This is a genomic window from Croceitalea sp. W27, assembly GCF_055693185.1.
Map to the genome: position 1 here is coordinate 1,688,811 of NZ_CM146327.1, position 26,500 is coordinate 1,715,310.

A 26,500-nucleotide genomic window follows, 5' to 3' on the forward strand; every position below is an offset into this window, starting at 1 on the left:
ATTTATGTTATTTCTCCCATCCATTTTTTGATAAATGGACTTGCAGCAAAAAATATCAATCCAGCTCCAATTGAAACCCATACTACATTAAGAAATATATTTGGCATTTCAAGTACATTTTCAGGGTCAAAATTACCTCCTATCAAACCAGCAATCAAATTGCCTAATGCAGCACCAACAAACCAAATACCCATCATTTGACCTAAATATTTTTTTGGGGACAATTTACTTGTAGCACTTAAACCTACCGGGCTTATAGTCAACTCGCCTATAGAATGCAAGAAGTATGTTAGTATTAACGCAAACATACCAGCCTTGGCTCCGCTGGCCGCCACTTGTGCAGCTTCAACCATAACCCAAAACCCTAATCCTAGTAAAATCAGTCCAATAGCAAATTTAAAAGGGGTGCGTACATTAATGTTTCTTGCGGCCAACTTTACCCACAGAGCCCCGATAATAGGAGCAAATATTATTATAAATCCAGAGTTAAAAGACTGTAGCATACCTGCAGGCATCTCCCATCCCCCAATAAAACGATCAGTAAAATCTCTGGCAAACAAGTTTAACGAAGATGCAGCTTGTTCAAAACCAGACCAAAAAATAGCAATCCCCACAAAAAGTATAAAAATCACAGTTACCTTCTTCTTCTCCATTAAATTCAAACCTCCATTAAAAAGGATATTGATAAAATAGCCCATGGTAATGACAACGATAATAAGTCCAAGAGCTTGGGCAATACCCGTAGCCGTAGTGACATCAATATAACCTAACATTTGTAAGGTGACCAATAAACCAATTATAAAAGCAATTATGATGAATGTAACAGAACTATTTGATTTTCCCGTTTTTTCAATTGATTTAGCCTTTGGTTCAACACCAATCTCCTTTAAGTATCTTGGAGCATAAACCTTATAAGCTATTAATCCGAAGAACATACCTATAGCCGCTAACCCAAAGCCCAAATGCCAATTATATTCTGCTAAAAGTGGAACAAATATTTGTCCAAAAAATGATCCCAAATTAATTCCCATATAGAAAATAGAAAATCCAGCATCTCGTTTAGCACCATCCTCATTTTCATAAAGTTCTCCAACGAGTGTACTAATATTACCTTTTAATAAGCCAGTTCCTAAAGCAACGAAAGCTAAACCTGTAAAGAATATTGCAGGAGAACCTGGTATTGCCAGAATTAAATGCCCTATCATAATAAGGACTCCTCCGTAAAAAACCGCTTTTCGTTGTCCAAAAATATTATCGGCCAACCAACCACCTGGTAAAGTCATTAGATAAACCGAAGCTGTATAAAGACCATAAACAGCACCAGCTGTCTCTGTTGTTAAGCCTAGGCCTTCAGCCGCCATGTCTGTAGTCATGAACAAAATTAGTATGGCTCTCATACCATAATAACTAAATCGTTCCCACATTTCTGCAGTAAATAAAACATACAATCCTTTTGGATGGCTAAACTTCTTTTTAACTCCTTTTGAGTCTACAACTTCTGACATATTAATTTGGTTTGGTTACTATTCTTTTATTATCCTTTTATCTCTTGAGACTTAATTGTTTTATCTGTTTTAGGTCTATCGCGCAGGTTCTTATGGGCGAATTCCGTCATTTTTTTATACAAATGGTTTCTTGTGTTCCCTCCAAAAATACCATGGTTTCTATCTGGGTAGATGGCCCATTCAAAATCTTTATCAGCCTGAATCAATGCTTCTATCATTCGCATGGAGTTTTGAACATGTACATTATCATCACCAGAACCGTGGACTAATAAATAATCTCCTTTCAACATTTCTGGATAATTAAAAGGGGAATTATCATCATAACCACTAGCATTTTCTTGCGGTGTCTGCATGTAACGCTCCGTGTAGATGGTATCGTAAAAACGCCAGCTGGTGACAGGTGCAACGGCAATTGCCATTTCAAAGGTTTCACTTCCTTTTAGTAATGCATTGGTCGACATAAAACCTCCATAGCTCCAACCCCATATTCCAGTTTTATCGGCGTCAATATAGGGTAATTCACTTAATTTATCGGCAGCGGCAATTTGGTCTTCCACTTCAAGTTTACCTAATTCTAGTTGTGTTACTTTTTTGAAATCCCTTCCTTTTAAACCTGTTCCCCTTCCGTCTACACAGGCAATAATATAACCCTCAGATGCCAACATTTGATACCAGTAATCGTTGGCACCGTTCCAACGGTTTGCAACCGATTGTGAACCTGGTCCACTATATTGATACATAAGCAGCGGATACTCTTTATTGGCATCAAAGTCTATTGGTTTGATCATCCACATATTTAAATCATTTCCATTTATCGAAATAGTGGAAAACTCTTTAGGACTGATTTCATACGCTGCCAACTTAGACTTTAGAGCTGTATTATCTTTAATTTCTTTTACTTTTTTACCATCAATAGCCTTATGCAGCGTATATTTAAAGGGGGTATTGGCGTCAGAAAAGGTATTTATAAAGTAGGTATAGTCAGCACTAAAAGCAGCTGAATTTGTGCCTTCGGCATTCGACAATCTTTTCTTGTTTTTGCCTGAACTTGAGATACTATAAACATCTCTATTAATCGAGCCGTTTTCTACAGATTGGTAGTAGATTCTATCATTATTTTGATCATAACCATAATAATTGGTTACCTCCCATGGGCCTTTGGTAACTTGATTCATTAATTTACCATCTTCATCATGTAAATAGATATGATTGTAACCATCTCTTTCACTTGTCCAGATGAAGCTATCATCGGCCAAAAAAGTTAGGTTGTCGTGAATGTCGACATAGGCGTCATCTTTTTCTTCCAATAAAATAGAAACCGTATTGTCTTTTGCATTGACCTCATGTAGTCTTAAATGGTCTTGATGGCGGTTTATGGTCTGCACACTCAGGTAGTTCGGGTTGTTCATCCATTTAATTCTTGGAATATAATAAGCCTCTCCCAAATCAACCGTAGAAGTATTTGCTTTTTTCACATCGTACATATGCAAACTTACGACGGCATTATCCTCTCCGGCTTTTGGGTATTTAAATTGATTTTGGGTCTGATATAAATTAGCACCATAAACATCCATCGAAAAGTTAGGTACTTTGGTCTCGTCAAATCGTAGAAAAGCAATTTTAGTGCCATCGCTGTTCCATTCATAGGCCTGTACAAATGCAAATTCTTCTTCATAGACCCAATCAGTTATGCCATTTATGATACTACCTTTTTTACCATCTGTGGTAATTGGCTTAACCGTATTGGATTTTAAGTCGCGCACATAAATATTGTTCTCAAAAACGTAGGCCACTTTTGAGCCGTCTGGTGAGAGTTCGGGCTCTTGAATTTTTTGTTCGGCTATTTTAGTTAAAGATTTACTAGCCAGGTCATATATATAATAAACGCCAAGTCTAGAACGCCTAAAAATGGGCTCAACCTCCGTTGCTAAAATTAATTTTGATTCATCATTATTGAACTGATACGAGCTAAAAGGAGGTATTTCTTCTGAAGATGAAACAATAGTACCTACCTTTTGTTGAGTTTTATAATCATACTTATCAATGCTTCTGGTCCCCGTGCTTCTATCGAAGTTGAGCACAGTATACTCCGTTCCGCTTTTCATAGAACGAAGCACGTCAAGACCTTCTGTTCTAAAGGTTCCACCCCAAATTTCTTCTAAAGAAATTTTCTTTTTTTGAGCAATAGAAATATTGGTAAGGAGTATAGAAATAAAGAACAGACAACTTAGTTTTCTCATGTTTGTGAAAAATTGATTAAAAACTATCAAGTTTACTAATAATTTATCGAAAAAGTAAACTTTGAATCACAATTGTGTATCAAGAATCAGACCGCAATAGGCTAATCTATTATCTTTGAAATTTAACTTTTACTATGCAAACGCCAGTAGCGGGATTTTCAAGATTTACCAAAGCCGAAAAAATTGATTGGGTAGCCAAAAATTATACCGACAATTCTGAAGAAACAAAAGCACTATTAGCATCATATTGGAATACTGATACCAAACTTCAACAATTGCATGATGAGTTTATAGAAAATACATTATCCAACTATTACCTACCCTTTTCCGTTGCCCCCAACTTTTTAATCAATAACAGACTCTATACCGTTCCTATGGTTATTGAAGAAAGTTCTGTTGTGGCTGCGGCAAGTAAAGCTGCTAAATTTTGGCTAGAAAGAGGAGGGTTTAAGGCTACAATTTTAGGCACGGAAAAAGTGGGCCAAGTTCATTTTATGTATCATGGAGAACCTTCTAAACTGAAGTCTTTTTTTAAGGATAACAAGTCCGTTTTTTTTGAAGAAGCAAAGAGCATTACTCGAAGTATGAAAAAGCGCGGTGGTGGTATCACCAGTATTGAATTACGCGACCTGACACATAAACTTGATGGTTACTACCAACTGCACTGCACTTTCGAGACCTTGGACGCCATGGGCGCGAATTTCATTAATTCTTGCCTCGAACAGTTTGCCAAAACATTGGAAGCACTGACAAGTGGCTCCAGTATTTTTTCTAAGGAAAAAGATGCCATAGAAATTGTAATGAGTATTTTGAGCAATTATGTACCTAATTGCGTAGTAAGGGCTGAAGTCAGCTGCCCTATTACAGCGCAAGGTGATAGTAGTTCTGTCTCTAAAAAGTTTGCCGAAAAATTGATGCAGGCGGTGACTATCGCAAAGACAGAGCCCTATAGGGCAGTTACCCACAACAAAGGCGTTATGAACGGTATCGATGCGGTTATTTTAGCTACTGGGAATGATTTTAGAGCGGTTGAAGCGGGTGTTCATGCATACGCCTCAAAAGATGGTAGTTATTCAAGTCTAACGCATGCCGAAATAGAGGAAGAAACTTTTCGGTTTTGGATCGATGTACCATTAGCGCTCGGTACGGTAGGGGGTCTAACTTCTTTACATCCTATGGTAAAAATAGCCTTGGAAATATTGCAAAAACCGACAGCGAAAGAATTGATGCAAGTAGTTGCCGTTGCCGGGCTAGCACAGAACTTTGCAGCCCTGCGCTCTTTAGTAACTACCGGTATTCAAAAAGGACACATGAAAATGCATCTCATGAATATTCTAAATCAATTGGGTGCCGATAAAACCGAAAAAACAACTCTCATAAACTATTTTAAGGATAAAACGGTCAGTAACGCTTCGGTCAAGGAAGCCTTGGAAGATATGCGCAACTAATGCAACAAGAGTTTTACAGTAACGGCAAATTATTGCTTTCTGGTGAATATGCCATTTTAGATGGGGCCAAAGGACTTGCCGTACCTACAAAATTTGGTCAATCGTTACAGGTAAGTCCAACCCAAGGCGATAGTATTCATTGGAAAAGTATTGCCGTAGACGCAAAAGTCTGGTTTTCGGGTCAGTTTAATCCGTATGAGTTAAAGCTTATAAAGAGTTCAGATAATCTCATAGCGAATACCCTTCAAAAAATCTTAGTAGCGGCCAGAAATAGTAATCCTGAATTTTTAAATACCCCTAATGGTTTTGAGGTTGTTACCAAGCTTAGTTTTCCAAGGGAATGGGGACTGGGAACTTCGTCGACCTTACTTAATAATATTGCAATGTGGGCTCAGGTGGACGCGCACGAATTACTTTGGAATTCTTTTGGTGGAAGTGGTTATGATATTTCATGTGCACAACACAACAGCCCTTTAGTATATCACATAGAAAAAGGAGTGCCAAAAACAGAATTGGTCACCTTTAACCCAGCATTCACTAAGGCCATTTTCTTTGTCTACCTCAACCAAAAACAAAGCAGCAAAAAGGCGATCGCGAATTACCGAACCAAACAATTTAACAAGCAAGACCTGATCAATTCCATTGATGCGCTCACCTCAAAAATGCTTTCTGCCAATAAATTGTCAGCTTTTGAAGCTGCGGTACAGGCACACGAAGAGTTATTATCAAAAATATTAGGGCTTACCCCAATTAAAGAACAGCTTTTCCCCGATTATTTTGGAACAGTAAAAAGTTTAGGTGGATGGGGAGGTGATTTCGTCATGGTCACCGGAAACGAAAAAACCCCTGAATATTTTAAATCCAAGGGTTTTGATATTGTCATTCCTTTTACGGAAATGGTTCTTTAGTGTTGTATTTATCCTAGTACAGACTCAAGACGACAATGCAACACCTTAGCAAGTGAATTTTAATAAAAGGTTGCTCTTTTGTCTTCAATTTCAGCCCCTTCTTTTAAGGCATTGTAAACCGCACTATTCACACGATTTGCATTTGAAGTACTCAAGGTTTTGGCGTAGGTACTAAAGTTCTGAATTTCTGCCGCCGGAGTTTTCTTGGTTACTTTCACCATAAATACCCCAGTCTCACCTTTTAATAAGCTAGATGAAGCTCCTTCATCTAAGGCGAAAGCACTACCAACTACAAATGGCTCTCTACCCGCCCCAGGAATTGTTGGAGACTTCATTGTTAGTGCAGAAGCGGTAGAAACCGTTACATTGTTCGCAGACGCGAGGTCCTCTAGTGATTTTCCTTTGTTAGCTGCAATGATTTGCTCAGCTTTGCGCTCTTTTCTAATTTTTGGCAGTGCAGTTGCAGAAGCATCTTCTGAACTCATTACACCTTCTTTATACTTTTTAGTAAGCTGCAAAACGGCATAGCCGTTTGTTAAATCAAATCTTTTAATGGCCCCTACTTTGGTATCGTCATTAAAAGCCCACTGTACCACAGCTCGTTGCGAACCCAGACCTGGCAGGTTTTCATCCATCTCTTTAATCTTGTTCACCGGTCTTACGGTAAACTCACTTTCTTTGGCGATATCAGAAAAATCATTCGCATCGGCATCTATAGAAGCCATTTCGAATTTCGTTGCTTCGGTAAATAAAGTATTTATGGTTTCTTCAGAAGATTCTACTTCTCTAGACAGGGTGGCAACCTTAACAATATCTACCTTATCATCTACCCTAATCACATGGAAACCAAAATCGGTTTCTACAAGACCAACTTTACCTACCGCATTTGCAAAACAGAAATCATTAAATTCATCGGCCATAATACCTTCTTGAAAATAACCTAAGTCACCTCCTCTTGGTGCCGAAGGACCGTCAGAATTATCTCTTGCCAAGTTTGCAAAAACAGCATCTTCTTTCTGAGCTTCGACTAAAATCTTTTTAGCTTCTGCTTCCGCCTCTTCTTTTGTTCTTTTTATCTCTGGGTTAGCTCTAGTAGCACCTTCATACGTGAAAAGAATATGACTCGCTTTAACAGAACCATTAGGCTTTCTTTCCATCATTTTAGATAACTTAAAGAAATCTCCATCACGATATGGCCCATAAATTTCACCTACTTCTAAACTCATTATTGAATCTGCTGCGACCGCAGGTAGGTCTTTTTTAGCTTTAAAAATAGTATCGTATTTAGAATCAGAGTTGCGATCCAAGAACGCCGCCATATCGGTGGCGTTTCTAAAACCTGCAATAGTATCGTTCTGATCTGTAGATTGATTATATTCTACAGTATCGTCCAACAAGGCTACTAGACCACCTTTAACGGCATTCTCATCTTCAAGAGAAGGTTTCTCTTCAAAGAATACAAAACGCACATCTCTTGCCTTATCTTGCTTGTAATCTTCTTTATGCTCTTTTACATAAGCTTCTATTTCTTTTTTAGAAACCTGAATGGTACTATCGGCAATTGAAGCATAAGGCACTCGAACGTATTGTACGTCTACCTTGTTGTTCGTAAGATTGTAATCGAACTCTCCCTCGTTCAAGGTTGCGCCAGCACCCGCCTTGACTAAATTAAAATATAATTGCTCCTTGGCCGCTTGCATAATATTTTTCTCGTCTTGTAACCAAGCATCGTAACGTAAAGGATCGTTTACCTTCCAATCTGCAATAGCGCTTTTGAAAATCTCTGCATTAAAGATTCCGTTTTCATCTTGAAAATCAGGAATCTGTGCATATCCTGAAGTTTTTACAAACTCTACAATCTGATCACTTTCGATTGTAATACCTAAATCTTCGAACTGCTGATTCAGTAGTGCACTTCTTATCTCTTGGTCATACACTGTATTTACCAATTGGGTAGATGAAAAATTAGCTCCATATCTTCTAGAAGCTTGCTCTACCTTCTGTCGGAATTCATCAATGGATAAATCTTCTCCATTGACCTCGGCCACCGAAGAACCTATTTTAGCACCACTATCATTTCCTGTAAAGATTCCTGATATTACAAATGCGAACAACGCAAGACCTATAATTAAAATAAGTACCGTAGTTCGTTTTCTTATATTCCCTAGAATTGCCATCTTACCGCGTGTTTTCTTTCAAATTAGTGCGCGAAAATACCATTTTCTTTTCAAAAAAGAAAGCTAAAAAATAGTTGATAAATGCTTTGGTAATACCAGTTACAAATTATTGCTCCGGTTCTGAAACATGAACACTGACCAAATCTATTTTGGTATTAGATACTTCAAGAATTTTAAAAAGGAAGTTTTCCACTTTTATTTCTGAATTCTGCTCAGGTATCTCACCTGTTTCGTTCATGATAAGTCCGCCTAAAGTTTCATATTCATCACTTTCTGGCAATTCTAACTTATAGTTCTCATTGATATGGTCTACCTCCATACGTGCCGAAAATTTATAGGTAGATCCATCGAGCTGCTCTTCAATTAAATCGGTAGTATCATGTTCATCCTCTATCTCACCAAATAGCTCCTCTACAATATCTTCGACAGTCATAATACCCGACGTACCGCCATACTCATCAAGCACTACGGCAATACTCTTTCTGCGTTTGGTAAGTACGTTCAATATCTCATGAATTAGCATGGTTTCGGGAACAAACTCTACCGGAAGCAGAATGCTCTTTATCGTTTTGGGCTTTTTAAACAGCTCGTAAGAATGTACATAGCCAATGATTTCATCTATGGAATCTTTATAGACTATAATCTTTGAATATCCGGTTTCCGTGAATAGTTTTGTCAAGTTCTTTGGCGTTTCGTGAAGCTCCACCCCCATAATCTCTGTTCTTGGCACCATTACTTCTCTTGCCTTGACCTCGGAGAACTCTAATGCATTCTGAAAAAGCTGGATTTCTGAATCGATATCATCCTCTTCTTCTACAGACTCCATCTGTTCTGTAATATAATCGCCCAGCTCTAATTTGGTGAAAGCCAGCTGCACTTCGTCGCCATCGGTTCTAAAAAAAGTTTTTAAAATAAAGTCGGAAACTTTTATAACAAACCATGAAATCGGATAAAAAAACAAATAAAAAACATACCCAGGTACTGCAAGTATTTTAAGTAAGGTATTTGAATAAATCTGAAACAATACCTTGGGTAAAAATTCAGCCGTTACTAAAATAACAAGGGTTGAAATAACCGTTTGGGTCAAGAGGTTAAAATCTATAAAAAGGAGATTTATAAGATTAGAAGTCGACGGAAGAAAATTCTGAAACCATGCCATTAATAAATCGCCCATAAAAAACCCATAAACCACAAGGGCAATATTATTGCCAATTAACATGGTAGCAATAAATTTAGATGGTTTCTCGGTCAGCCAAGTTAATAGCTTGGCAAGAAAACCTTCTTGCTTTTTCTCTATTTCGATATGAATTCTGTTCGCAGAAATAAACGCAATTTCCATTCCTGAGAAAAAAGCGGAAAACAGCAAAGAAACTATAATAATTAGTATGGAGGCACTCAAAATTTATTCTTGATTTTCACGCTTTCGTGCTTCGAACTTTTTACGGTAGTTTCTTCTAAAAAAGAACATTGCTAAAGAAATCACAGCAAAAAAGACAAATAAATATGCTGAGTTTCTGTCCGTATTCCAATCCGTAAAAATTCGATATATCGAGAAAAAAGCTACGACGATATAAAGGTATTCGGTATATCTTAAAATCTTGACCATATTAATCTTCTTCTGAAATGGTCATAAGACCATATGTTTTATGAGCGTTAAAAAAAGTAAAATCCCTATTAAAATCCATACCCTCGCCGTCCATAATAGTTCCATCTTCCGGATTGGTATATATAAAGGTCTCTTCGGTAAAAATCCAATTATCAGACCTATCCCAATATAACTGGGGCGTTTCGAGCTTTTTGCCGTCATGGCTCTCGATGACCACATTACCTTGTAAATCTATCAAATTTGTACTAGAATAAACAATTCCGTAATCTGCAGTAATGACACTTTTTTTATTGTCTTCATCATAAAAATCTACTTGCAGACCGTCTGGAAAAATGCGGTGCTTAAAACTAAGATTATCGTAATTTTTAGTTAGAGGGCTTTTTAGAACCGCAATTATTCTAGTTTCAGATGAATCTTGATTACTTAATTCTTTAACGGCCTCAGTGTAGGTTAAAGTGAAGTTTTTAGCCACGCCTTCAGGAAAAATATTGGTTGCCGCCTCTTCGCCTACCCGCTTATAATTATCTTGACATGCCGTAAAAAGGATTGCCACGGTTAAAACCGTGGCAATTAATCCTATTCTATTTTTTAAAGCGTATAGCACTCCTTATAAGTTAGGCACTTTTACACTACCACCAACCCAGCAGTTGAAAGTTACTGTTTTACCTCCCATACCTGAGTTGAATATCATTGTCTTGTCTGGAGCCTTGGCATTGTACGATGCCGCAGCTTGGTTTGCCCTACCACTTAAAGATGGGTCTACCCTTGCTGCTTTTCTAGCCATATCCGCAGCTTTCCAGTAAATCGCTCTTTTTTCGAAAGCCGTTGTTCCGCAAGCATTGGCACTAGAGGCGTATAAACCTGCAATTAGTAAATATGCCTTACCATTAGATGGGTTTTCATTTATAGCTTTTTGAGCATAGTTTCTTGCCTGAGATTTGCTACCTCTCTTTTTCATCATTGTAGCAACTTTATAAAGGATGTCCGATTTTCTATTACTATCAGATTCCAATTCCACAGCTTTATTAAAATCTGCAACCGCTCCATTAGAATCTCCAGACTTAGACTTCAAAACGCCAGAGTAAAAATAGGCATCTGCCGAAGGGTCCATTGCAAGTTGCTGCTCAAACAATTTTTGGAACATTGGGTCATCGGTACACTCTTTGGCGTACATTCTACCTACGGCTCTTTTTACCCATTTAATATCACTTTTCTTAGCATCGAAACTCTTTTGGTATAAAGGAATTAAGTTATCACAATCTGCCAAAGCACCTAATTTACTATCGATACTGCCAGAAACTTTACCTAACAACTCAGAGTTACGCGTATATATACCTAAATTTCTTTTCTCTTTCGAAGTCAATGCCGTGCCCGCTTCTTCCTTTTGAAGGTACTTGTTAATTTTGCTTGTATACCCTTTGTTAATAACCTCCATTTGGCCATTTACCTCATCATATACATCAAAAACTTCTTGTAAATCTTTGCTTCCAGCATTGTGTAAATTCACTAAACTAGAAAAATAGATATATAACACCTTGGCATTTTTAAACCCCTTTAAATTTGAGTCAAATTTTGGCTTAATCATATCATAAAACTGCTGATCAGATGCCATGTCATTATCACTCATAAAGACAACTTTATCTTCTAGAACAGCTATTTCTGAATATTTAGCAGGAAAATATTTGTTGCTATCGTCGTACATCTTTAACAGATCTTGGATGTAACCATCCTTGTCCGCCCCTGAAGAGTTCTTGATCTTATGTTTTAAGATTTTTTCTCCTAAAGAAAAGTTTGCCTTATTGATATCAGGGCAAGCCTCATACGTCTTTTTCCAAGGCTCGTAAGCCGCATCATAATTTTTAACTTTTGCATGCTCTGCATAAATAGACAGGTTTGTCATGCATTCTGGATTTTGTGCTTGAGCCATACTTAATCCTATCGACATAAGTATCGCTATCATCGTTAAGTAGAGTTTCGTCTTCATTTTTGTATTTTTAAAGTGGTTAATGTACAAATTTTTATAAAATGTTTCTCTTAACTAACTGTTTATCAAACATAAATTATTGAATTAAGAAAAAACACCGTGTTAGTTTATCTTTCTTTTAATGAACCATTTGTCATTTAGTGAAAGCCCTACATTTACTTTAAAGTAACTTTCTTCAATTAGACCGGCATCAGTAGTACCTCTTCTGCCAAGTTCAAAACCTAGATTCAAATTAGAAAAATTGTTTCCTAACGGTAGACCAAATCCAAAAGTTATGCCAAAGTTGTTTATCTCTTTATTATTAACTACCATACCGGTTTGATCATAGCGCAATCCGGCTCTGTAGGTTATTCTCTTAAAGTAACTGGTAAAAGAATCATAATCAGGAACAAAGTAGCCACCAAATGCTATACTACTTGCATCATCATACTGTATATTTTCGATTCTTAAAAAGGTATTCTCAAAAGAACTTAATTGCTGAAAACTATATTCGGCACCCATGAACCATTTGCGTTCTTCGCCAAACCCAAGACCTAAAGTTGTATTGGTAGGTATCTTTAATTCTGTATTTCTTAGGTTTTGTGCATCTAAATCTACATCTATGACTTCAATCTCTTGCCCGTTAGTCGTTGAAAAAGACCCAATGATTTCGGTGTTTTTAGACACAAGGTTTACTTGGGTGTTAACCCCGGCATGGGCAAAAAAAGTATATTTTTCCCCCACCTTTTTCATGTAATTGGCTGCGTAGTTAAAATCAAAGCCATTTACTTTAGATTCTCTATTATCAATAGTACCAAACTGAACGCTTTCGACAGTTTGCAAACGGTCATAATCTAACTTCCCGAAATTGTAATTTATAGTTGCCCCTAGGCTAAGATTTTTAATTGGCTCAAAGCCAATAGAAAGGTATACCCTATTTAATCCGCCCTCACCAGAAAATATATTTGTGGTTTCACCGCTAACCGAAGTAAGGTTATAACCTACCGAAGAATAGGGCATTAATCCGAAACCAAGACCTACCTTATTCGCTATTGGAAAACCAATGGCCAAATAATCTAAATTGGTAACCGAAGTGTTCTGTTGTTCTGTAAAATCTTTTAAACGTAAGGTGGTATTAGAAATACCGGCGGTATATGTTGTTAAAGCCAGTCTCGAATATGCTGCCGGATTGCGTAAATTAATGTGAATACTGTCTGGATACATTTGCAAACCGCCCATCATCTGGTTTTCTACGGTTCCGTTTGAGCGGGAGTCTCCAATACCAAAGTACGAATAGGGAGAAACTGTACCATTCTGCGCATATATACTAAAAGAAATCAGGCATGCACATGAAATCAAAAAATTCTTAATCATCTAGCTTTTATTGTATTCCAGCAGGTAATTTAACCCCTCCAACAGAAATTTAGAATTCGCAAATATGGAATTTTTTAGCCGTTTACCAAAAAAATGAGCGTCACCGCCTGTTAAAATAACTGTTAAATCTTTAAAGCGCAGTTTATATTGTTCGATTACACCATCTACTTCGTTTGTCAATCCATTAATTACACCGCTATGCATGCTACTTTCCGTAGTATTTCCAACAAAATCTAGCAGTTCATTTGGCTCTAATAATGGCAAGCCATCTGTCTGGTTGTGCAGCGCCTTATATCGCATGGCCAACCCTGGGGAAATTGCGCCACCTAGGTATTCACCATAATCATTAATTATATCATAGGTAATACAAGTACCAGCATCTATAACCAAGGTGTTTTTTCGAGGGTTTTTGTAAAAAGCGGCAGTTACCAGGGCTATTCTATCGACACCCAATGTTTGTGGCGTTGCATAACTATTTTTAAATGGTGCTTTTGAGGTATGCGCCAATACATGAACCTTACAAAACAGTGCAAGAATAGCAGGCTCTTTATCAAGTTTTCTGACCGATGAAATAATGGCATTTTCAATTTTTGGAAAAGCCTCAAACATTTCTTTAATCTTTGAAAGAAAAATTACTGAGGTTATTTTCTCATCGATTATCAATTTTTGATTCTCAAAAATGGCGAGCTTTATGCGCGTGTTTCCAATATCTACGACCAGATTCATATTACAAAGATGCCTATTTGTAAAAAAATGGAAGTGTTTTTTAAAGTTTTTGTTTGGATATCATAAATTTGAAATTATATTTGCAGCCCCTTACAAAGGGCAGAAAGGTACCTTAGCTCAGTTGGTAGAGCAACGGACTGAAAATCCGTGTGTCCCTGGTTCGATTCCTGGAGGTACCACAAAAAACCCCGAAGCTTTCGGGGTTTTTTGTTCAATAAGGTCTCGTTTTGATATGTTTTAAAACTCTTAAAGTTTTTATAAATATTAAATACTGATGATTCTATTGATACAAAATATGGTAACCTTACTTTTTTTTTATAGATTACCGCATAATTTTACATAAAAATGACCAAAGAATTACTTGAGAAGGCAGATGAGTTTGAGAATAGAACATTAAGTCACATGTCTACTAGTGACCGTGTAGCTGCATCTAGAGAAGCAAAAGCACTTATACTTTCTATCAACGAAATATATAAAGAGACCAAAGACTCCAACCTAATGGATATCATGAAGCGTCTTACAGAAAAAAAGAAGAAAATTGAAAAACGATTAAAAGGCAATCCGCTTGCTTAATACCTAAGTCTTCACTTTTTATTTTTATAGAACTTACCTCCAACAACAAGGGCGGCAGAAATTATCATTACATTTTTAACTATGTATTGACCTTCTAGTGTAGGCAACAAATAGTTTCCTTTTTGAAAGGTTATTTCTGGCAGAAATACTAGGGGCATAAAAGTGCCGACCATTTGAAGAAATAACAATCCTATTGCGATTTTTGTAGTTTGCTTAAATAGAAAGGTAATTCCGATAAGCATTTCCCACCAACCTATAATGCTCAACCATTGTTGTGGCCCACCAAAAGGAAGCCATGCCACAGTTGCCTTAAGTAAAGGCTCTGCCGAAGAAAGACCCAATGGTTTTAATATGCCAAACCAAAAAAATAGTATCGCAAAAGATATGCGTATGGCAGGCATCCCCAGCTTTCGCATATTTTTAGAGATATTTCGATCTACAGTCTTAAAGTCCATTCACAACTTATTTACTACCATCTATAAAATACTACCTACAGGCTATATAGTTGTTCTATTTTAAGGCTAATTTATTAATAATTTAGACCTATCGACAACCATAGATAAACACAAAACTTCAATCAAATGAACACTGTAGAAGAAAAATTGGGTTATGCTTTTTGGTATCTAGTTTTAGCAAGTTCGCTTGTTTTGCTTGCCAATAGTCTTTACCTATACATTAACTAGCCTTAATCCCAAATTGATGACATTTTAGCTATGCTAAGGTCTTTTAAACTAAGCCCTGCCATAGCATTGGTGTTTTTAATATACAAATCTGTATAATTTTCATTAGGAAAAAGCTGCTCAGTCATAACATACTGCCCTCCATTTATAAACAACTCCATCGAAGATCGGTCCATTAGAATTTGAACTTCAAATTGTGAAGCCTGTAAATTATTTATTGGCATATAGTGAAGTTTATTCCCAAACTCTGGCTGAAAATCCGTTTTACCTGACCTTGTCCTATCAATAATTACCAATTCAGAAGCTGAATCGAACTTTATTGAAACAGACTCTCCAGCTTTATTTCCCAATTTTATCTTGAAATCTTTAGAATCTGTTTTGAAAGTGATTTTTGTTTCGTTTAAATTATCATATATCAGCTTCTTCTCTTCATTTGATGCGATATTTAAAGTTTCCTTGTTTGTTTTTTGCATCAATGTACTTAAACTTTCCAATGGATAATTTTGTAAGGTATACGACTCATTGTGCTTTTTAAGGCTTAATCTTCTAGGAACGGTCATAGCACTTCGCCATGTTGTTGTTGGAGTAGATAAGGCGTACTGCCAATTGCTCATCCATCCAACAAAAATTCTATCATCATTAAGACTATTATTATAGGTGACACCAGCATAATTATCGGTTCCCCAATCGAGCCACTTAAACTCGTTCTGTTCTGAAGTAAATGTTGTTCCATCAAAATCGCCTACAAAATATTGTGTGCCGCTACCACCGTTGGGTCCTCCAGAGCCAATGCTAATAATAAGTACCCACTTTTCTTCGTCCGTTCCCCCAACTTTTAGTTTAAATAAATCTGGGCATTCCCACACTCCTCCGTGTGCACCTTGGTTTTTTCCAAAATCGCTTATATAATTCCATTCTTTTAAATTCTTCGACCTGTAAAACTTTGCATGATCACCTGCAACTAAGGCCATTACCCAACTTTGTGTCTCATGATGCCAAAAAACTTTAGGATCCCTGAAATCTTTAATTCCATTATTCTCAATTACCGGATTTCCGTTATATTTTGTCCAACTCTCTCCATTATCCAAACTATAAGCTATTCCTTGCGTTTGAAAATCCTTTCGTCCCTCTTTCTCGCCTTCCATTAAATGATAGGTATAAATGGCAACTAATGGGGTTTCACCCTCTTTGCCAAAACCACTGGTATTGTTGTTGTCAACAACAGCACTTCCAGAGAATATTAGACCATGCCTATCAGGGTATAACGCTATCGGCTTATTTTCCCATGTGACCATATCTTTGCTAGTGGCATGACCCCAGTGCATTGGACCCCAAACAGTCGCATCTGGATAATATTGATAAAACAAATGATATACCCCATCATTATATACCAATCCATTTGGGTCATTCATCCATTTTTCAGGCGGAGAAAAATGAAACTGTGGTCGGTAAGTTTCTTTATAGCTTAACTTACTTTCGGCAACACCAATTTCTTCTTGCTTTTTTGCATTCTTGCAGCTAAAAATAACCGTGCCAATTAGTAATAAATAGGCAAATTTCTTCATCTTTATGTGGTATTTCGATAAGGCAATATAATCATAAAAGCAAAAACAGTTCTTTTAATACTTTATCTTTGTATATTAATTTTACTATGTGCGCTTAACTTTTCAGATACTTTTCTTTTACTTTTTTTCCGTTGGAGTTTTTTCTCAAAAATCTATTGATAATACCTTAGAAAAATTCAATAGAAACACGGTTGCCTACATTTCCGTAGACGAATTAAAGTCTCTAAAAAATGTAGTTCTTTTAGATACCAGAAAAAAAGAAGAATATGAAGTAAGTCATATTGAAAGTGCCGTTTGGGTCGGACATAAAAAGTTCAAAATAGAGCAGATACAAAATAAATTTCAGGATAAGGATACCCCGATTATTGTTTATTGTTCCATTGGGGTCCGGTCAGAGAACGTTGGTGAAAAATTACTAAAAGCCGGTTATTCAAATGTCAGGAACCTTTATGGTGGAATCTTTGAGTGGAAAAATAAAGGAAATCCGGTATTTGACAATAAAAATAACCAAACGGAAAAAGTACATGCATTTAGTAAGCATTGGGGCAAATTATTGACCAATGCCGAAAAAATTTATTCAACCAAATCTAAAAACCTTGAAGAAAACTTCAGATAACCTTCTACTTATTTTCACTAGAAACCCTGAACTGGGCAAATGTAAAACCCGATTGGCATCAACTGTCGGAAACGAAGTAGCCTTAGATATCTACAAATTCTTACTTGAGCATACGGTAGCAATTATCAAAGACTTGAATTTTGACAAATACGTTTATTATTCTGAAGAAGTTTGGGAAGATGATGTTTGGGATTCAAAAATATTTACAAAAAAACTACAACAAGGTATCGACCTCGGAGCTCGTATGGCAAGCGCTTTTGAACAGGGATTCAGTAGCGGATACAAGAAAATATGCATCATAGGCAGTGATATGTTCGACCTTTCTCAAGAAGACCTTGAAAATGCTTTCGCCGAACTTGACACCCATGATTTTGTAATCGGACCTGCGGAAGATGGTGGTTATTACTTATTGGGCATGAAGACTTTAGAGCCTAAATTATTTCAAGATAAAGCGTGGGGCACTGGTAATGTTTTAAAACATACCTTGCTCGATTTGCAAGAGCGAAGCTTCAACACCTTGGATACCAGAAATGATGTTGACCTTTATGAAGACATTCAAAATATCGATGCCTTTCAACCTTTTTTAAAAAATCTAAAAAAATGACTCAAAAACAACTAGACGAATCAGTAGCACATTTAAAAACCAAAGGTTTTGATACCCCAGAGATCGGTATCGTATTGGGCACAGGCCTCGGGCAACTTGTTAATGAGATAGAAAACCCGATAGAGGCGCATTACAATCATATCCCCTACTTTCCGCTTGCGACAGTAGAATTTCATACGGGTAAATTAATCTACGGTACCATTGGCACTAAAAAAGTAGTGGTTATGCAGGGACGTTTTCACCTGTATGAAGGTTACGATTTTTCAGATGTGACTTACCCAATAAGAGTGATGCGACAGTTAGGGATTGATAAACTTTTTGTTTCTAATGCGGCGGGAGCGATAAATCTAGATTTTAAGAAAGGTGATATTATGCTTATCGAAGACCATATTAATCTTCAGGGTGGCTCACCCTTGGCATTTAAGAACGTTGCCGAGTTCGGAGATCGTTTTGTTGATATGATGGAGCCTTATGATGTAAGTATGCGACAAAAGATTGAAAAAATCGCAGAGCGCGAAGCCATTTCATTACAAAAAGGCGTCTATGCTTCGGTTGTAGGTCCGCAATTAGAAACGAAGGCCGAGTATCGAATGTTAAAAACAATTGGTGCAGATGCCGTAGGTATGAGCACAGTGCCCGAAATTATCGTCGCCAATCATTTACGCTTGCCAGTAGTTGCGGTTTCTGTATTGACCGATGAGTGTGACCCAGATAATCTGCAGCCTGTGAATATTCAAGAGATTATCGAAATTGCAGGAAATACAGAGCCGAAAATGATCAAGCTCTTTAAAGAATTGCTGAAAGAAATTTAGATTATTGCTGTAAGTTTTGGTAATTCTTTACTACCTAAAATGGGTAATTATATATGATGACCAAGGTTAAAGAACCCAAAATAAGTATCATAATACCTGTTCTAAATGAGGCTACTGGAATTGGCAGATTGCTTGACCGTATTCTGGGCATAAATTCAAAATACATTTCTGAAATCTTCTTAATTGATGGTGGTAGTGCCGACGGCACTTTAGATATTTTAAAAGATTATAATACAAAGGTTTTTTCATCTAATAGGGGGCGGGCAGCACAAATGAATTTTGGTGCAAAAAAAGCTTCGGGCGATATCTTATATTTTCTTCATGCCGATACTTTTCCTCCAGATGATTTTGACAGATTAATAGTTGACGCATATAAAAGCGGTGCTGAAACTGGGTGTTTTAGAATGCAATTTGACTCCAAAAATCCCATTCTTAAATTTTTTGCTTGGTTATCTCGCATAAACCATACGTTATGTCGAGGCGGTGATCAGTCTTTGTTTATAGATAGATTACTTTTTGAAAAACAAGGAGGTTTTAATGAAAACTACCTCATTTATGAAGATAGCGAGTTTATTTCTAGGCTCTATAAAGAAACACGTTTTACCATTTTACCGCAAAGCGTGATTACATCCGCAAGAAAGTACCGCCAAAAAGGATGGATACGAGTGCAGTTTCATTTTGGAGTAATTCATTTAAAAAATTACTTAGGCGCAGGCCCTAGGGAGCTGTATCGCTACTATGCCCAAAACTTACTGTCTTAGATGTCTATTTATCAAAAGAGGTTGAAGCCTCAAAGTCTACAATAACCCCTTCAGAAATCCATTTGGCAAGGGCCTGTCTATTATCAGGGTCTAGAATACGTCTTTGATCCTTTTCACTACGAATATTTCCCACCTCGATATAAACCATTGCGGGCAATGTCTTTTTCACCAAATAAAGAGAACTGCGGTCTTCAAAAGTGCCTTGATAACCTCTATTTGGCTGAAACTTGGCGTACTTCTTTAAAAAAGTCTGGTGAATGCTTTCCGCTAAACGCTTTCCATTTTTGCTTTTTTCATGATGATAAAAGAATACATCTATATTGGTTCCTTTACTACGACTATCTACATGGGTAACCAATAGGCGTTGATACTTGTCCAGGTTTTCTTTATAAAGCTTATTGATCACCTTTACCCTTTGCTTTAGCCTTGCCAGTTGGCTTAGAGGAATTTCTTTGTTTGGATAGGTAACCTCATCAGTATCGAGTTCTAATCTTCTACTATCTCTAATACCATCATTTTCATCTTTAATAATCAGAAATACCTCAGCACCGTGCGAAATCAATTCTCTTGCCAATCGTAATGTGATGTCATAAGCGTACTCGTCTTCCGCTATCAACTTTCCGTTATAGTTCTCCACTGCTCCGGGGTCAGGACCTCCGTGACCAGAAACCAAATAATAGATATTGCCTTTTAGGCGATTGCTGAGTGAATCTATTCGTGCAAAATCTTCTCCAAAAATTGGATACTCTCTAAAAGCTGATAAATTCACATTTTTAACCTTACTTAATACCGTTGTATCCGGAATAAAATAAGTTTCCCCGATTTTTAAAAACTCTTCTTCCGTAAGTTTGGCTTTATTTGCCTCAACGAAAGCATTGTAAAACTTGCTGGGATTCACTCCATTTTTTCGGAGAAGGGAATAGATACCATCGCCTTTTTCCGCAGTCACGGTTTTTAAGGAATCTTGCGCAGTTATATCTGCGCATATAAAAAGAAAAAAGAGTAAGAATGATTTGCCCAATTTTTTTAAGCAAATCTAACAGCTATTTTTCAATTTCTAAATCGGCATAATCATTTAAAACCCCGCTTGTGATAATATTTGACAGCAACTCTTGATTCGCATTTACAAGAATCGTGTCTTCAATGGTAGGTTTTTTTCCATTCCCAATCTCGATCAGGGTGATTGCCGGAAGGGCATTCTTTGCCAAGTACAGATTATTCTTATCAGTAAAAATCTCGGTATATTCTCTAAAGGGTTTACTTTCTATACTATTTTCATTAAAAGTGCGCTGTATATTGGCGGCAATACGTCGTCCATTTTCGCTCGAGTTGTGATGGTAAACAGAAACCTCACAATGTTCGTCAGTGATATCGTCGTTTACCCTTGTAATCAGCAAGCGCTGGTATTTACCTTGATGTTTTAAATACTTCTTATTAATAATTTCAACGTACTCTTGCATCTGACTTAAGGGAGCCATAGCACCTTCTGTCTTTTTATATGGTGATTTTTGCACTAGTGCATGTTTATTTTCTGCCTCACTTTCTATTAAGTATACCTGGGCACCGTGCACCATTAATTCTTGAGCTAAATTTAGCGTGATTTCATCCGTTAGTTTATTTACAGATGCAGATGTTCCGTCAACACTATTACCAGAAATAAGGTAAATCACAGCATTTTTAAGCTTCGTACTCTTTGGTGAAATTTCCGCCAACTCCGATTTAAAAATCGATTCTTCCGTTTTATCATCAGTTCGAACCTGAACTGCCGTTTTCTTAAAAGAATCCGCTGCATAGGGTATAAGGTATGCTCTACCCAAATGAAGTTCACTTCCATTTCTTAGATTCTTCTCATTTAACGCTACAAACTCCGCATAATACTTTGTCGGATTTAAGCCTTGCTTTCTGAGGATTGAGAAAATGCCATCACCACTTTCTGCAACTGCAATATGATTGCTGTTTTGCCCAAGCATTAATAACGGACATAAAATCCAAAGGACAGAAAATACTACTTTCATGATAAATTGTTTATGCAGTGGGATGCCCTGCAAATATGCATAATTATCGATGAAATGCAAAAAAATACGATGAAATGTATTAAAATATTTATTTGATAAAGAAAAATATTACAGGTCAGTGTCAAAAATACTGTCCAATTCCAAATACTACGCCCCTAGTAGCATCCTTAGTAATGCCATGGCCGTAGTCAATTCTGAAAATGGCATTAAAAATACGTTTATGGATAAATCGAATACCGATTCCCGGATATACCCTCAGATTTTGGTTGTCGGCAAAATCTCCGAAATCTCCTCCAGGATTACGCCAGCTACCTCCATCAACAAACAGATTTCCTTGCAGTACGAACCAATCTTTGTCTACTAACGTATGTCGATACTCGGTATTCAATACAATGGCCCCGGTACCGCGATCAATCGTATTACCAACACCTCTAATATTTAGATTATTATCTACTGCGAAAGGGGCAAAAGGCGTATTTAAATTACTTGCCAGGCCCAATCTTAATCTATTGGCCCAATTACCTCGCTTGCCCACTCTTGTAAAATAAGAGAAATCATTAAACCCTATTGCAAATTCTGGCAACGTCGGGTTGGCGCTGTTTACATACTGAAAATTTAAGGTACTTCTAAAGCCTGATAGGTATTGGTAATAGTATTCAATGCCATCATAATTATAGATAAACTTATATAAATACTTATCTACGTTAAGACTTTGCGGTACGTTTGGGTCGGTAGCACCCGAAATATATTGGTAATCTTCCGTAAAGAAGTTTACTCCAAACTCAATTCTATGTTTATAATTGAACTCGTAAAGTGCCAATAGTTCAATAGATTCATTGTTGTACCTATAATCTGCATTACCATTTTCAAGAAAAACAGGTTCTTGTGTAGTCAAATCTTGGTAATTGATTGCTAAGCCTAAATGTTTTGAAAACAAATAAGGTGCTCTCACATTAATACCAAATGAATTAAAGATATCGTATTGATAAAAGCCCCCAAGGGTAACATTTTGTCCTAAAAAATTAAATTCTTGTAGCCCTAACCTAAATGCAAACTCATCGTTGTTCGATGTGAAAATATTCGCAAAAGGTATCAAGGTGAAGTTTTCTTCAATACCATAGACGACATCTGCCTTTTTTTGCTTGTCTTTATAGAAAACCTGATAATAGGCATGTGATATTGATGGTAATCTTTTTAAACGAGCAATATCATCTTCAAGGAGAACGGAATCTAACAACATACCCGGTTCTAGTCTTGTGACTTTTTTTACAAAAGAAGTTTTGGTTCTTTTATTTCCCTGTATTTTCAATTCTACCACAGTACTTTGTGCAAAAATTCCTGTGGAAAACAGCAGTATTAAAATACCCGAATATTTCAAAATGGGTTTCAATTTTTTTCTTTAAATATAGTTGAAAACATACTAAGGAATATTAAATGGAACAGTAGAAAATAGATTTACCCAGTTATCTTCACTTACGGCCAAAAGTGTAAAATCATAGCTTTCACCTGTTTCCAATACCGGAGGTATCTCTTCCGTGATGTTTAATACAACATTATCCAATTTGTAATATTGAAACCTCTTCTCAAAAGTATAGGTGCCCGATAACAAATCGTTATTAGCGTTCGAAACCACATGGAAATATATTTTCGTGTCATCAAAAACTCCATCTTGCCAGGTAAATACCGGCATGTTGGATGATTGAACCCTAACATTTTCAGACAAATACTCGGTCGGCTTAGAAGTTTGCTTTAATCTAATTGGGTTTGAAAGGTGAATTTCTCCGCGCTCTTCAAAAGATACGATTATCCATTTCTCTTGTTCTGGCACTATTTCATATTTTAAAAGATAACCATTAAAAACATCAATTAAATCACCTTCTCCTTTAGTGTATTCTGCAAAATCGTTCTTATCAACATCTACGGTTTTGGTTTGATAAAAATTTATGTTGCTGACCCCTGATCGAGGGTACAAAAAAACGCTGACCACGTTCGAATCTATATTGCCGGCTGCGCAGGCAATAACATTATCAATACTAAATTCTTTGTTTCGCAATGCCTCTTCTAAAGAAATATTAGAATCTGCAGAACTGTTATCAGAAGAACAGGAATAGAAGAATATGAATACTAAAAAGAAAAAAGAGGCTTCCCTTTTCATCGGCATATTTTTTTTAATAGTCGCCGTAATACATTCTAATTACATTTTCAACAGGTTTATTTTGGGGGGTAAAACGATTATCTTCAATTCCGCCTGATTTTTCGTGATTTATAAACCATTTCCACACAAATCCTCCAGCGAACCAATCTTCTTTCCAAAATTCTTCAAAAATAGCTTTTGTGGCATCTACTTGGGCTTTGAGATTTACTGCCATTTCATTTCTATCTACTAACCATGGCTTTTTTGCTGTATAATCCATACTGCGATAACCAAATTCGGTAAATAAAATCGGCTTGTCTTTTTCGCTAGAAACCGCTTTTAACTTTGTCTTCCATTTTTGCCAACCTTCTTGCATTTGCTCTTGAGATGGAAACTGTGCTTCGTTGAGGGGAAAATAGGCGTCTACCCCTATAAAATCTAGTTGGCCCCAAAAAGGTGTTCTTGTATATTCATCCCAATTTGCGGCATAGGTCAGTTTTCCTGTGTAAACTTCTTTTACTTTTTTAATGAGCCCTTGCCAATAGTCGGGCCTATTCTTTACAAACTCTTCCAATTCCGTTCCAATACAGTAGATATCTGCCTTGGTTTCTTGCGCTAGCTCCGCATAGGTCACTATAAAATCAGTGTAGGTCTTTTCTAAAGTCTTCCAGTCTTCTTCAGACTCCATAAGCATATCTCCGGTAAACTCACCACGCCAAACCCATATTTGAGGTTTGAGCATTATTTTCACTTTGTTCTTTTGTAGTAATTGAATATACTGTTTGGCACCAGCTCTAGTCTCGCCAAACCATTGCCTATCCGTATTGAAAACGACATTCGGCGTGCTCAGGCTTCTTATGAAGCCAAAAGGCATAATGGCCGCATAGTTCGCATTTACCTTTACGACCGGGTCTACATTTGACTGCGTGACCTTGTTTCTTGAACCAACAAAACTTACTCCGTTTATCTTTTCATCAATTTGACTGACACAAGAAGACTGAAGCAGGCATAAAAAAAGAAGCCCTAATCTTTTCATAGTTAAAAAATTAAGACTTCTAAAATACTTCTTTTGCCTACAGAAGACTAAAAAACGGCACGCAAACCTATGTTAAAAGTTTCTCCAAGACCAGTATCCCTACCCCTAACAAAATTGGTGTAAAGACCTTCTATATTAAGTTCTTTTGTCAGTTGATATTTAACTCCACCTCCCAAAGCAGTAAAATTTTGGCTAAAGTTATTACCTAAATCTATAAGCTCGGTATGTTGCCCCAAAGCTAGAATAGTAAATTTAGAACTAGGAAAATAGCTTAAAAACACGCCAGGTGTAACTCGAAGACTATTGTTAGCAAAACTACCCTCTACAGTAATACCGTTGACATTTTCAACTGCGTCTTTACCAAAATTATATTCAGAATTAATCTCTGTGAACAATTGCCATTTCTTTCCTGGAAAGGTATAGTCATAGAAGAATCTGTTCTGCCAGGTAAACCCATCTTGATCCAAAAAGACTCCGTTATCATCTTCTTCTTGACTTATCAAAGGAATTGAAAATGCACTTAAAATCGAGAAATTACCTACATTTTTAAAAGGTACAAACTTAATAGCCGGAGCAATAGATGTGATACCTGATGTAGTTCTACGCTCTGTTGTTCCATTGTCTAAATTGAAATCTCTTCCATTGGCCCTATATTCAACAATGGCCCCAATATTTACTCTTTTGTTTTCTGAAACCCCTGTAAAAGCTTCTAGAGTAGAAGTAAAAAAGTTTTGTCGAATTCCATCCTCAGAAGCAAAAGTACTTTCCGTTTGGGTATAAAGATTATTGAACAGTTTAAGATCCCACTGGCCTTGGCCTATCAATTTAGAAGGGGTAAGGTTTTGAATAACACTTCCGCCATCATCACTGTCATCTTGCGCAATTACGCTAATTGTGGACAATAAAAGCCCAGCCATAAGAATATGGTTTTTTAAAATTTTCATTTCAGTTGTTTTTAAAGGATTGTTGTTTTAATTATTTAATCTCGTTCAAGGTCCAGTCATAATTGTAGTAACTTACTTTAGCCCCTGAATCTATTTTTTCGTTTCTATATTGGTTTACAAAATCGACTTGGCTTTTTCCGTCTTGCGTAAAGTCACCTTTGTACCATTCAAAAAGTTGAGAAAGCTGCACTTTATTACCCTTGACTTTGATAAAATTAGGGTTGTTCAAAGCCTTTTTCGTCTGCTTTTGCAATTGCGTTTCTAGCGTTGATGGTAAATAAGCATTACTAATAATAGGAGGGCAGCCCAAACCTGCACAAACCAGCACGAAATGAAACCTCGCCTCTTTAGGAAAGTTACCTCTCAGTAATTTGTTCTCTATATCATTTAAAGTGATGGCCTTTCCACCTATGCTATATTTGGTTTTATCAAAGAAGCCTGCCTTGTCCAATGGAGATTTTATAGGATAGTTATCGACAATGCCCTTTATAACAGAAAGGTTATACCCATTGATCCAAAAAGCTTGATAAGTGGTTTTGTCACTTTTAGAAACGGAAATATTCTCAGCAATATTTACCAATTCGTTTAAAGAAGCTGGATTTTCCTTAATACGCTTGTAGTCTACCCTACCGTTTTTTACATAGGTCTTAAAGAAAGTATCTGATTTTGAAAAGAAATCAGAAGTGCTTTGTCCTATACTAAACTGAAAAACAAGTATGAGAAAAATACCGGTTAGTGTTGTTCTATTTATCATTTTAAAAAATTTAGTTGATTAAAATCTTGTGCTTAAGTCGTACATAACTAAAACTACCT

The 26,500-nt window shown here is 36.7% G+C and carries 25 protein-coding genes and 1 tRNA gene; 8 read left to right on the forward strand and 18 right to left on the reverse strand.

Annotated elements, in window-relative coordinates:
* Window positions 1–2: 2 nt before the first annotated feature.
* Both ACZ1GR_RS07660 and ACZ1GR_RS07665 read right to left on the reverse strand, forming a co-directional pair.
* The gene (locus ACZ1GR_RS07660; protein WP_472611554.1) at window positions 3–1,505 is read right to left on the reverse strand and encodes a peptide MFS transporter; all 1,503 of its coding nucleotides are present in this window, start codon (window positions 1,503–1,505) and stop codon (window positions 3–5) included.
* Between the two features lie 29 nt (window positions 1,506–1,534).
* Window positions 1,535–3,745: a S9 family peptidase gene (locus tag ACZ1GR_RS07665; RefSeq protein WP_472611555.1), complete on the reverse strand. Its 2,211-nt coding sequence runs from the start codon at window positions 3,743–3,745 to the stop codon at window positions 1,535–1,537.
* 134 nt (window positions 3,746–3,879) lie between these two features.
* Here ACZ1GR_RS07665 and ACZ1GR_RS07670 point away from each other — a divergent pair, with 134 nt between their 5' ends.
* Together ACZ1GR_RS07670 and ACZ1GR_RS07675 are read left to right on the forward strand one after the other, a co-directional pair.
* On the forward strand, window positions 3,880–5,193 hold the full coding sequence (locus ACZ1GR_RS07670) for a hydroxymethylglutaryl-CoA reductase, degradative (RefSeq protein WP_472611556.1): 1,314 nt from the start codon (window positions 3,880–3,882) through the stop codon (window positions 5,191–5,193).
* Window positions 5,193–6,101: a GYDIA family GHMP kinase gene (locus tag ACZ1GR_RS07675; RefSeq protein WP_472611557.1), complete on the forward strand. Its 909-nt coding sequence runs from the start codon at window positions 5,193–5,195 to the stop codon at window positions 6,099–6,101. The genes ACZ1GR_RS07670 and ACZ1GR_RS07675 overlap by 1 nt, the downstream gene beginning before the upstream one ends.
* 59 nt (window positions 6,102–6,160) lie before the next feature.
* Here ACZ1GR_RS07675 and ACZ1GR_RS07680 read toward each other — a convergent pair whose 3' ends face one another.
* The 7 genes from ACZ1GR_RS07680 to ACZ1GR_RS07710 all read right to left on the reverse strand — a co-directional run bounded on the left by ACZ1GR_RS07680 (window position 6,161) and on the right by ACZ1GR_RS07710 (window position 13,947).
* Window positions 6,161–8,278: a peptidylprolyl isomerase gene (locus tag ACZ1GR_RS07680; RefSeq protein WP_472611558.1), complete on the reverse strand. Its 2,118-nt coding sequence runs from the start codon at window positions 8,276–8,278 to the stop codon at window positions 6,161–6,163.
* A gap of 106 nt (window positions 8,279–8,384) precedes the next feature.
* On the reverse strand, window positions 8,385–9,677 hold the full coding sequence (locus ACZ1GR_RS07685) for a hemolysin family protein (RefSeq protein WP_472611559.1): 1,293 nt from the start codon (window positions 9,675–9,677) through the stop codon (window positions 8,385–8,387).
* Window positions 9,678–9,680: 3 nt separating this feature from the next.
* On the reverse strand, window positions 9,681–9,884 hold the full coding sequence (locus ACZ1GR_RS07690) for a hypothetical protein (RefSeq protein WP_472611560.1): 204 nt from the start codon (window positions 9,882–9,884) through the stop codon (window positions 9,681–9,683).
* 1 nt (window position 9,885) lies between these two features.
* Window positions 9,886–10,488 carry an LPS export ABC transporter periplasmic protein LptC gene (lptC, locus tag ACZ1GR_RS07695; protein WP_472611561.1) on the reverse strand — a complete coding sequence of 201 codons (603 nt, stop codon included), beginning with the start codon at window positions 10,486–10,488 and terminating at the stop codon, window positions 9,886–9,888.
* Window positions 10,489–10,491: 3 nt separating this feature from the next.
* Window positions 10,492–11,868 (reverse strand): tetratricopeptide repeat protein, encoded by a 1,377-nt coding sequence (locus tag ACZ1GR_RS07700; RefSeq protein ID WP_472611562.1) that lies wholly within the window; start codon window positions 11,866–11,868, stop codon window positions 10,492–10,494.
* Window positions 11,869–11,970: 102 nt separating this feature from the next.
* Window positions 11,971–13,221, reverse strand: coding sequence for a hypothetical protein (locus ACZ1GR_RS07705; protein WP_472611563.1), 1,251 nt, complete (start codon window positions 13,219–13,221; stop codon window positions 11,971–11,973).
* A complete protein-coding gene (locus tag ACZ1GR_RS07710; protein ID WP_472611564.1) occupies window positions 13,222–13,947 on the reverse strand; it encodes a type III pantothenate kinase in 726 nt (241 codons plus the stop codon).
* A 106-nt stretch (window positions 13,948–14,053) separates the two neighbouring features.
* On the opposite strand from ACZ1GR_RS07710, the gene ACZ1GR_RS07715 reads away from it, so the two are divergent.
* Together ACZ1GR_RS07715 and ACZ1GR_RS07720 are read left to right on the forward strand one after the other, a co-directional pair.
* Window positions 14,054–14,126 (forward strand) — tRNA-Phe (locus tag ACZ1GR_RS07715).
* A gap of 166 nt (window positions 14,127–14,292) precedes the next feature.
* Window positions 14,293–14,520: a hypothetical protein gene (locus ACZ1GR_RS07720; RefSeq protein ID WP_377765955.1), complete on the forward strand. Its 228-nt coding sequence runs from the start codon at window positions 14,293–14,295 to the stop codon at window positions 14,518–14,520.
* A gap of 11 nt (window positions 14,521–14,531) precedes the next feature.
* Here the strand turns inward: ACZ1GR_RS07720 and ACZ1GR_RS07725 are convergent, their stop codons facing one another.
* Both ACZ1GR_RS07725 and ACZ1GR_RS07730 read right to left on the reverse strand, forming a co-directional pair.
* Window positions 14,532–14,975, reverse strand: a complete 444-nt coding sequence (locus tag ACZ1GR_RS07725) for a hypothetical protein (protein ID WP_472611565.1) — start codon at window positions 14,973–14,975, stop codon at window positions 14,532–14,534.
* 230 nt (window positions 14,976–15,205) lie between these two features.
* Window positions 15,206–16,765 carry a glycoside hydrolase family 32 protein gene (locus ACZ1GR_RS07730; protein ID WP_472611566.1) on the reverse strand — a complete coding sequence of 520 codons (1,560 nt, stop codon included), beginning with the start codon at window positions 16,763–16,765 and terminating at the stop codon, window positions 15,206–15,208.
* A gap of 88 nt (window positions 16,766–16,853) precedes the next feature.
* Between ACZ1GR_RS07730 and ACZ1GR_RS07735 the strand changes: the two genes are divergently transcribed.
* Genes ACZ1GR_RS07735 through ACZ1GR_RS07750 form a run of 4 tightly spaced genes read left to right on the forward strand, consistent with a single transcriptional unit; the run spans window position 16,854 to window position 19,558 of the window.
* Window positions 16,854–17,381, forward strand: coding sequence for a rhodanese-like domain-containing protein (locus ACZ1GR_RS07735; protein WP_472611567.1), 528 nt, complete (start codon window positions 16,854–16,856; stop codon window positions 17,379–17,381).
* A complete protein-coding gene (locus ACZ1GR_RS07740) occupies window positions 17,362–17,985 on the forward strand; it encodes a TIGR04282 family arsenosugar biosynthesis glycosyltransferase (protein ID WP_472611568.1) in 624 nt (207 codons plus the stop codon). The genes ACZ1GR_RS07735 and ACZ1GR_RS07740 overlap by 20 nt, the downstream gene beginning before the upstream one ends.
* Window positions 17,982–18,797 carry a purine-nucleoside phosphorylase gene (locus ACZ1GR_RS07745; RefSeq protein ID WP_472611569.1) on the forward strand — a complete coding sequence of 272 codons (816 nt, stop codon included), beginning with the start codon at window positions 17,982–17,984 and terminating at the stop codon, window positions 18,795–18,797. The genes ACZ1GR_RS07740 and ACZ1GR_RS07745 overlap by 4 nt, the downstream gene beginning before the upstream one ends.
* A gap of 53 nt (window positions 18,798–18,850) precedes the next feature.
* The gene (locus ACZ1GR_RS07750; RefSeq protein WP_472611570.1) at window positions 18,851–19,558 is read left to right on the forward strand and encodes a TIGR04283 family arsenosugar biosynthesis glycosyltransferase; all 708 of its coding nucleotides are present in this window, start codon (window positions 18,851–18,853) and stop codon (window positions 19,556–19,558) included.
* Window positions 19,559–19,562: 4 nt separating this feature from the next.
* Here the strand turns inward: ACZ1GR_RS07750 and ACZ1GR_RS07755 are convergent, their stop codons facing one another.
* The 7 genes from ACZ1GR_RS07755 to ACZ1GR_RS07785 all read right to left on the reverse strand — a co-directional run bounded on the left by ACZ1GR_RS07755 (window position 19,563) and on the right by ACZ1GR_RS07785 (window position 26,441).
* Complete coding sequence (locus tag ACZ1GR_RS07755) at window positions 19,563–20,579, reverse strand: N-acetylmuramoyl-L-alanine amidase family protein (protein ID WP_472611571.1); 1,017 nt, start codon at window positions 20,577–20,579, stop codon at window positions 19,563–19,565.
* A 22-nt stretch (window positions 20,580–20,601) separates the two neighbouring features.
* A complete protein-coding gene (locus ACZ1GR_RS07760) occupies window positions 20,602–21,573 on the reverse strand; it encodes a hypothetical protein (protein ID WP_472611572.1) in 972 nt (323 codons plus the stop codon).
* A gap of 121 nt (window positions 21,574–21,694) precedes the next feature.
* Window positions 21,695–22,963 (reverse strand): POTRA domain-containing protein, encoded by a 1,269-nt coding sequence (locus ACZ1GR_RS07765; RefSeq protein ID WP_472611573.1) that lies wholly within the window; start codon window positions 22,961–22,963, stop codon window positions 21,695–21,697.
* A gap of 30 nt (window positions 22,964–22,993) precedes the next feature.
* Complete coding sequence (locus ACZ1GR_RS07770) at window positions 22,994–23,728, reverse strand: hypothetical protein (protein ID WP_472611574.1); 735 nt, start codon at window positions 23,726–23,728, stop codon at window positions 22,994–22,996.
* Window positions 23,729–23,741: 13 nt separating this feature from the next.
* On the reverse strand, window positions 23,742–24,743 hold the full coding sequence (locus tag ACZ1GR_RS07775) for a glycoside hydrolase family 113 (protein WP_472611575.1): 1,002 nt from the start codon (window positions 24,741–24,743) through the stop codon (window positions 23,742–23,744).
* A 47-nt stretch (window positions 24,744–24,790) separates the two neighbouring features.
* Complete coding sequence (locus ACZ1GR_RS07780; RefSeq protein ID WP_472611576.1) at window positions 24,791–25,687, reverse strand: hypothetical protein; 897 nt, start codon at window positions 25,685–25,687, stop codon at window positions 24,791–24,793.
* Between the two features lie 31 nt (window positions 25,688–25,718).
* Complete coding sequence (locus tag ACZ1GR_RS07785) at window positions 25,719–26,441, reverse strand: DUF547 domain-containing protein (protein ID WP_472611577.1); 723 nt, start codon at window positions 26,439–26,441, stop codon at window positions 25,719–25,721.
* Window positions 26,442–26,500: the final 59 nt, after the last annotated feature.

What these genes read in the sequence shown, in the direction of transcription:
- ACZ1GR_RS07750 (WP_472611570.1), top strand. Translation starts at nt 18,851, where the DNA reads ATGATGACCAAGGTTAAAGAACCCAAAATAAGTATCATAATACCTGTT.
- ACZ1GR_RS07690 (WP_472611560.1), bottom strand. Translation starts at nt 9,884, where the DNA reads ATGGTCAAGATTTTAAGATATACCGAATACCTTTATATCGTCGTAGCT.
- ACZ1GR_RS07770 (WP_472611574.1), bottom strand. Translation starts at nt 23,728, where the DNA reads ATGAAAAGGGAAGCCTCTTTTTTCTTTTTAGTATTCATATTCTTCTAT.
- ACZ1GR_RS07760 (WP_472611572.1), bottom strand. Translation starts at nt 21,573, where the DNA reads ATGAAAGTAGTATTTTCTGTCCTTTGGATTTTATGTCCGTTATTAATG.
- ACZ1GR_RS07725 (WP_472611565.1), bottom strand. Translation starts at nt 14,975, where the DNA reads ATGGACTTTAAGACTGTAGATCGAAATATCTCTAAAAATATGCGAAAG.
- ACZ1GR_RS07730 (WP_472611566.1), bottom strand. Translation starts at nt 16,765, where the DNA reads ATGAAGAAATTTGCCTATTTATTACTAATTGGCACGGTTATTTTTAGC.
- ACZ1GR_RS07785 (WP_472611577.1), bottom strand. Translation starts at nt 26,441, where the DNA reads ATGATAAATAGAACAACACTAACCGGTATTTTTCTCATACTTGTTTTT.
- ACZ1GR_RS07675 (WP_472611557.1), top strand. Translation starts at nt 5,193, where the DNA reads ATGCAACAAGAGTTTTACAGTAACGGCAAATTATTGCTTTCTGGTGAA.
- ACZ1GR_RS07780 (WP_472611576.1), bottom strand. Translation starts at nt 25,687, where the DNA reads ATGAAAATTTTAAAAAACCATATTCTTATGGCTGGGCTTTTATTGTCC.
- ACZ1GR_RS07680 (WP_472611558.1), bottom strand. Translation starts at nt 8,278, where the DNA reads ATGGCAATTCTAGGGAATATAAGAAAACGAACTACGGTACTTATTTTA.
- ACZ1GR_RS07665 (WP_472611555.1), bottom strand. Translation starts at nt 3,745, where the DNA reads ATGAGAAAACTAAGTTGTCTGTTCTTTATTTCTATACTCCTTACCAAT.
- ACZ1GR_RS07720 (WP_377765955.1), top strand. Translation starts at nt 14,293, where the DNA reads ATGACCAAAGAATTACTTGAGAAGGCAGATGAGTTTGAGAATAGAACA.
- ACZ1GR_RS07705 (WP_472611563.1), bottom strand. Translation starts at nt 13,221, where the DNA reads ATGATTAAGAATTTTTTGATTTCATGTGCATGCCTGATTTCTTTTAGT.
- ACZ1GR_RS07710 (WP_472611564.1), bottom strand. Translation starts at nt 13,947, where the DNA reads ATGAATCTGGTCGTAGATATTGGAAACACGCGCATAAAGCTCGCCATT.
- ACZ1GR_RS07745 (WP_472611569.1), top strand. Translation starts at nt 17,982, where the DNA reads ATGACTCAAAAACAACTAGACGAATCAGTAGCACATTTAAAAACCAAA.
- ACZ1GR_RS07670 (WP_472611556.1), top strand. Translation starts at nt 3,880, where the DNA reads ATGCAAACGCCAGTAGCGGGATTTTCAAGATTTACCAAAGCCGAAAAA.
- ACZ1GR_RS07775 (WP_472611575.1), bottom strand. Translation starts at nt 24,743, where the DNA reads ATGAAAAGATTAGGGCTTCTTTTTTTATGCCTGCTTCAGTCTTCTTGT.
- ACZ1GR_RS07660 (WP_472611554.1), bottom strand. Translation starts at nt 1,505, where the DNA reads ATGTCAGAAGTTGTAGACTCAAAAGGAGTTAAAAAGAAGTTTAGCCAT.
- ACZ1GR_RS07700 (WP_472611562.1), bottom strand. Translation starts at nt 11,868, where the DNA reads ATGAAGACGAAACTCTACTTAACGATGATAGCGATACTTATGTCGATA.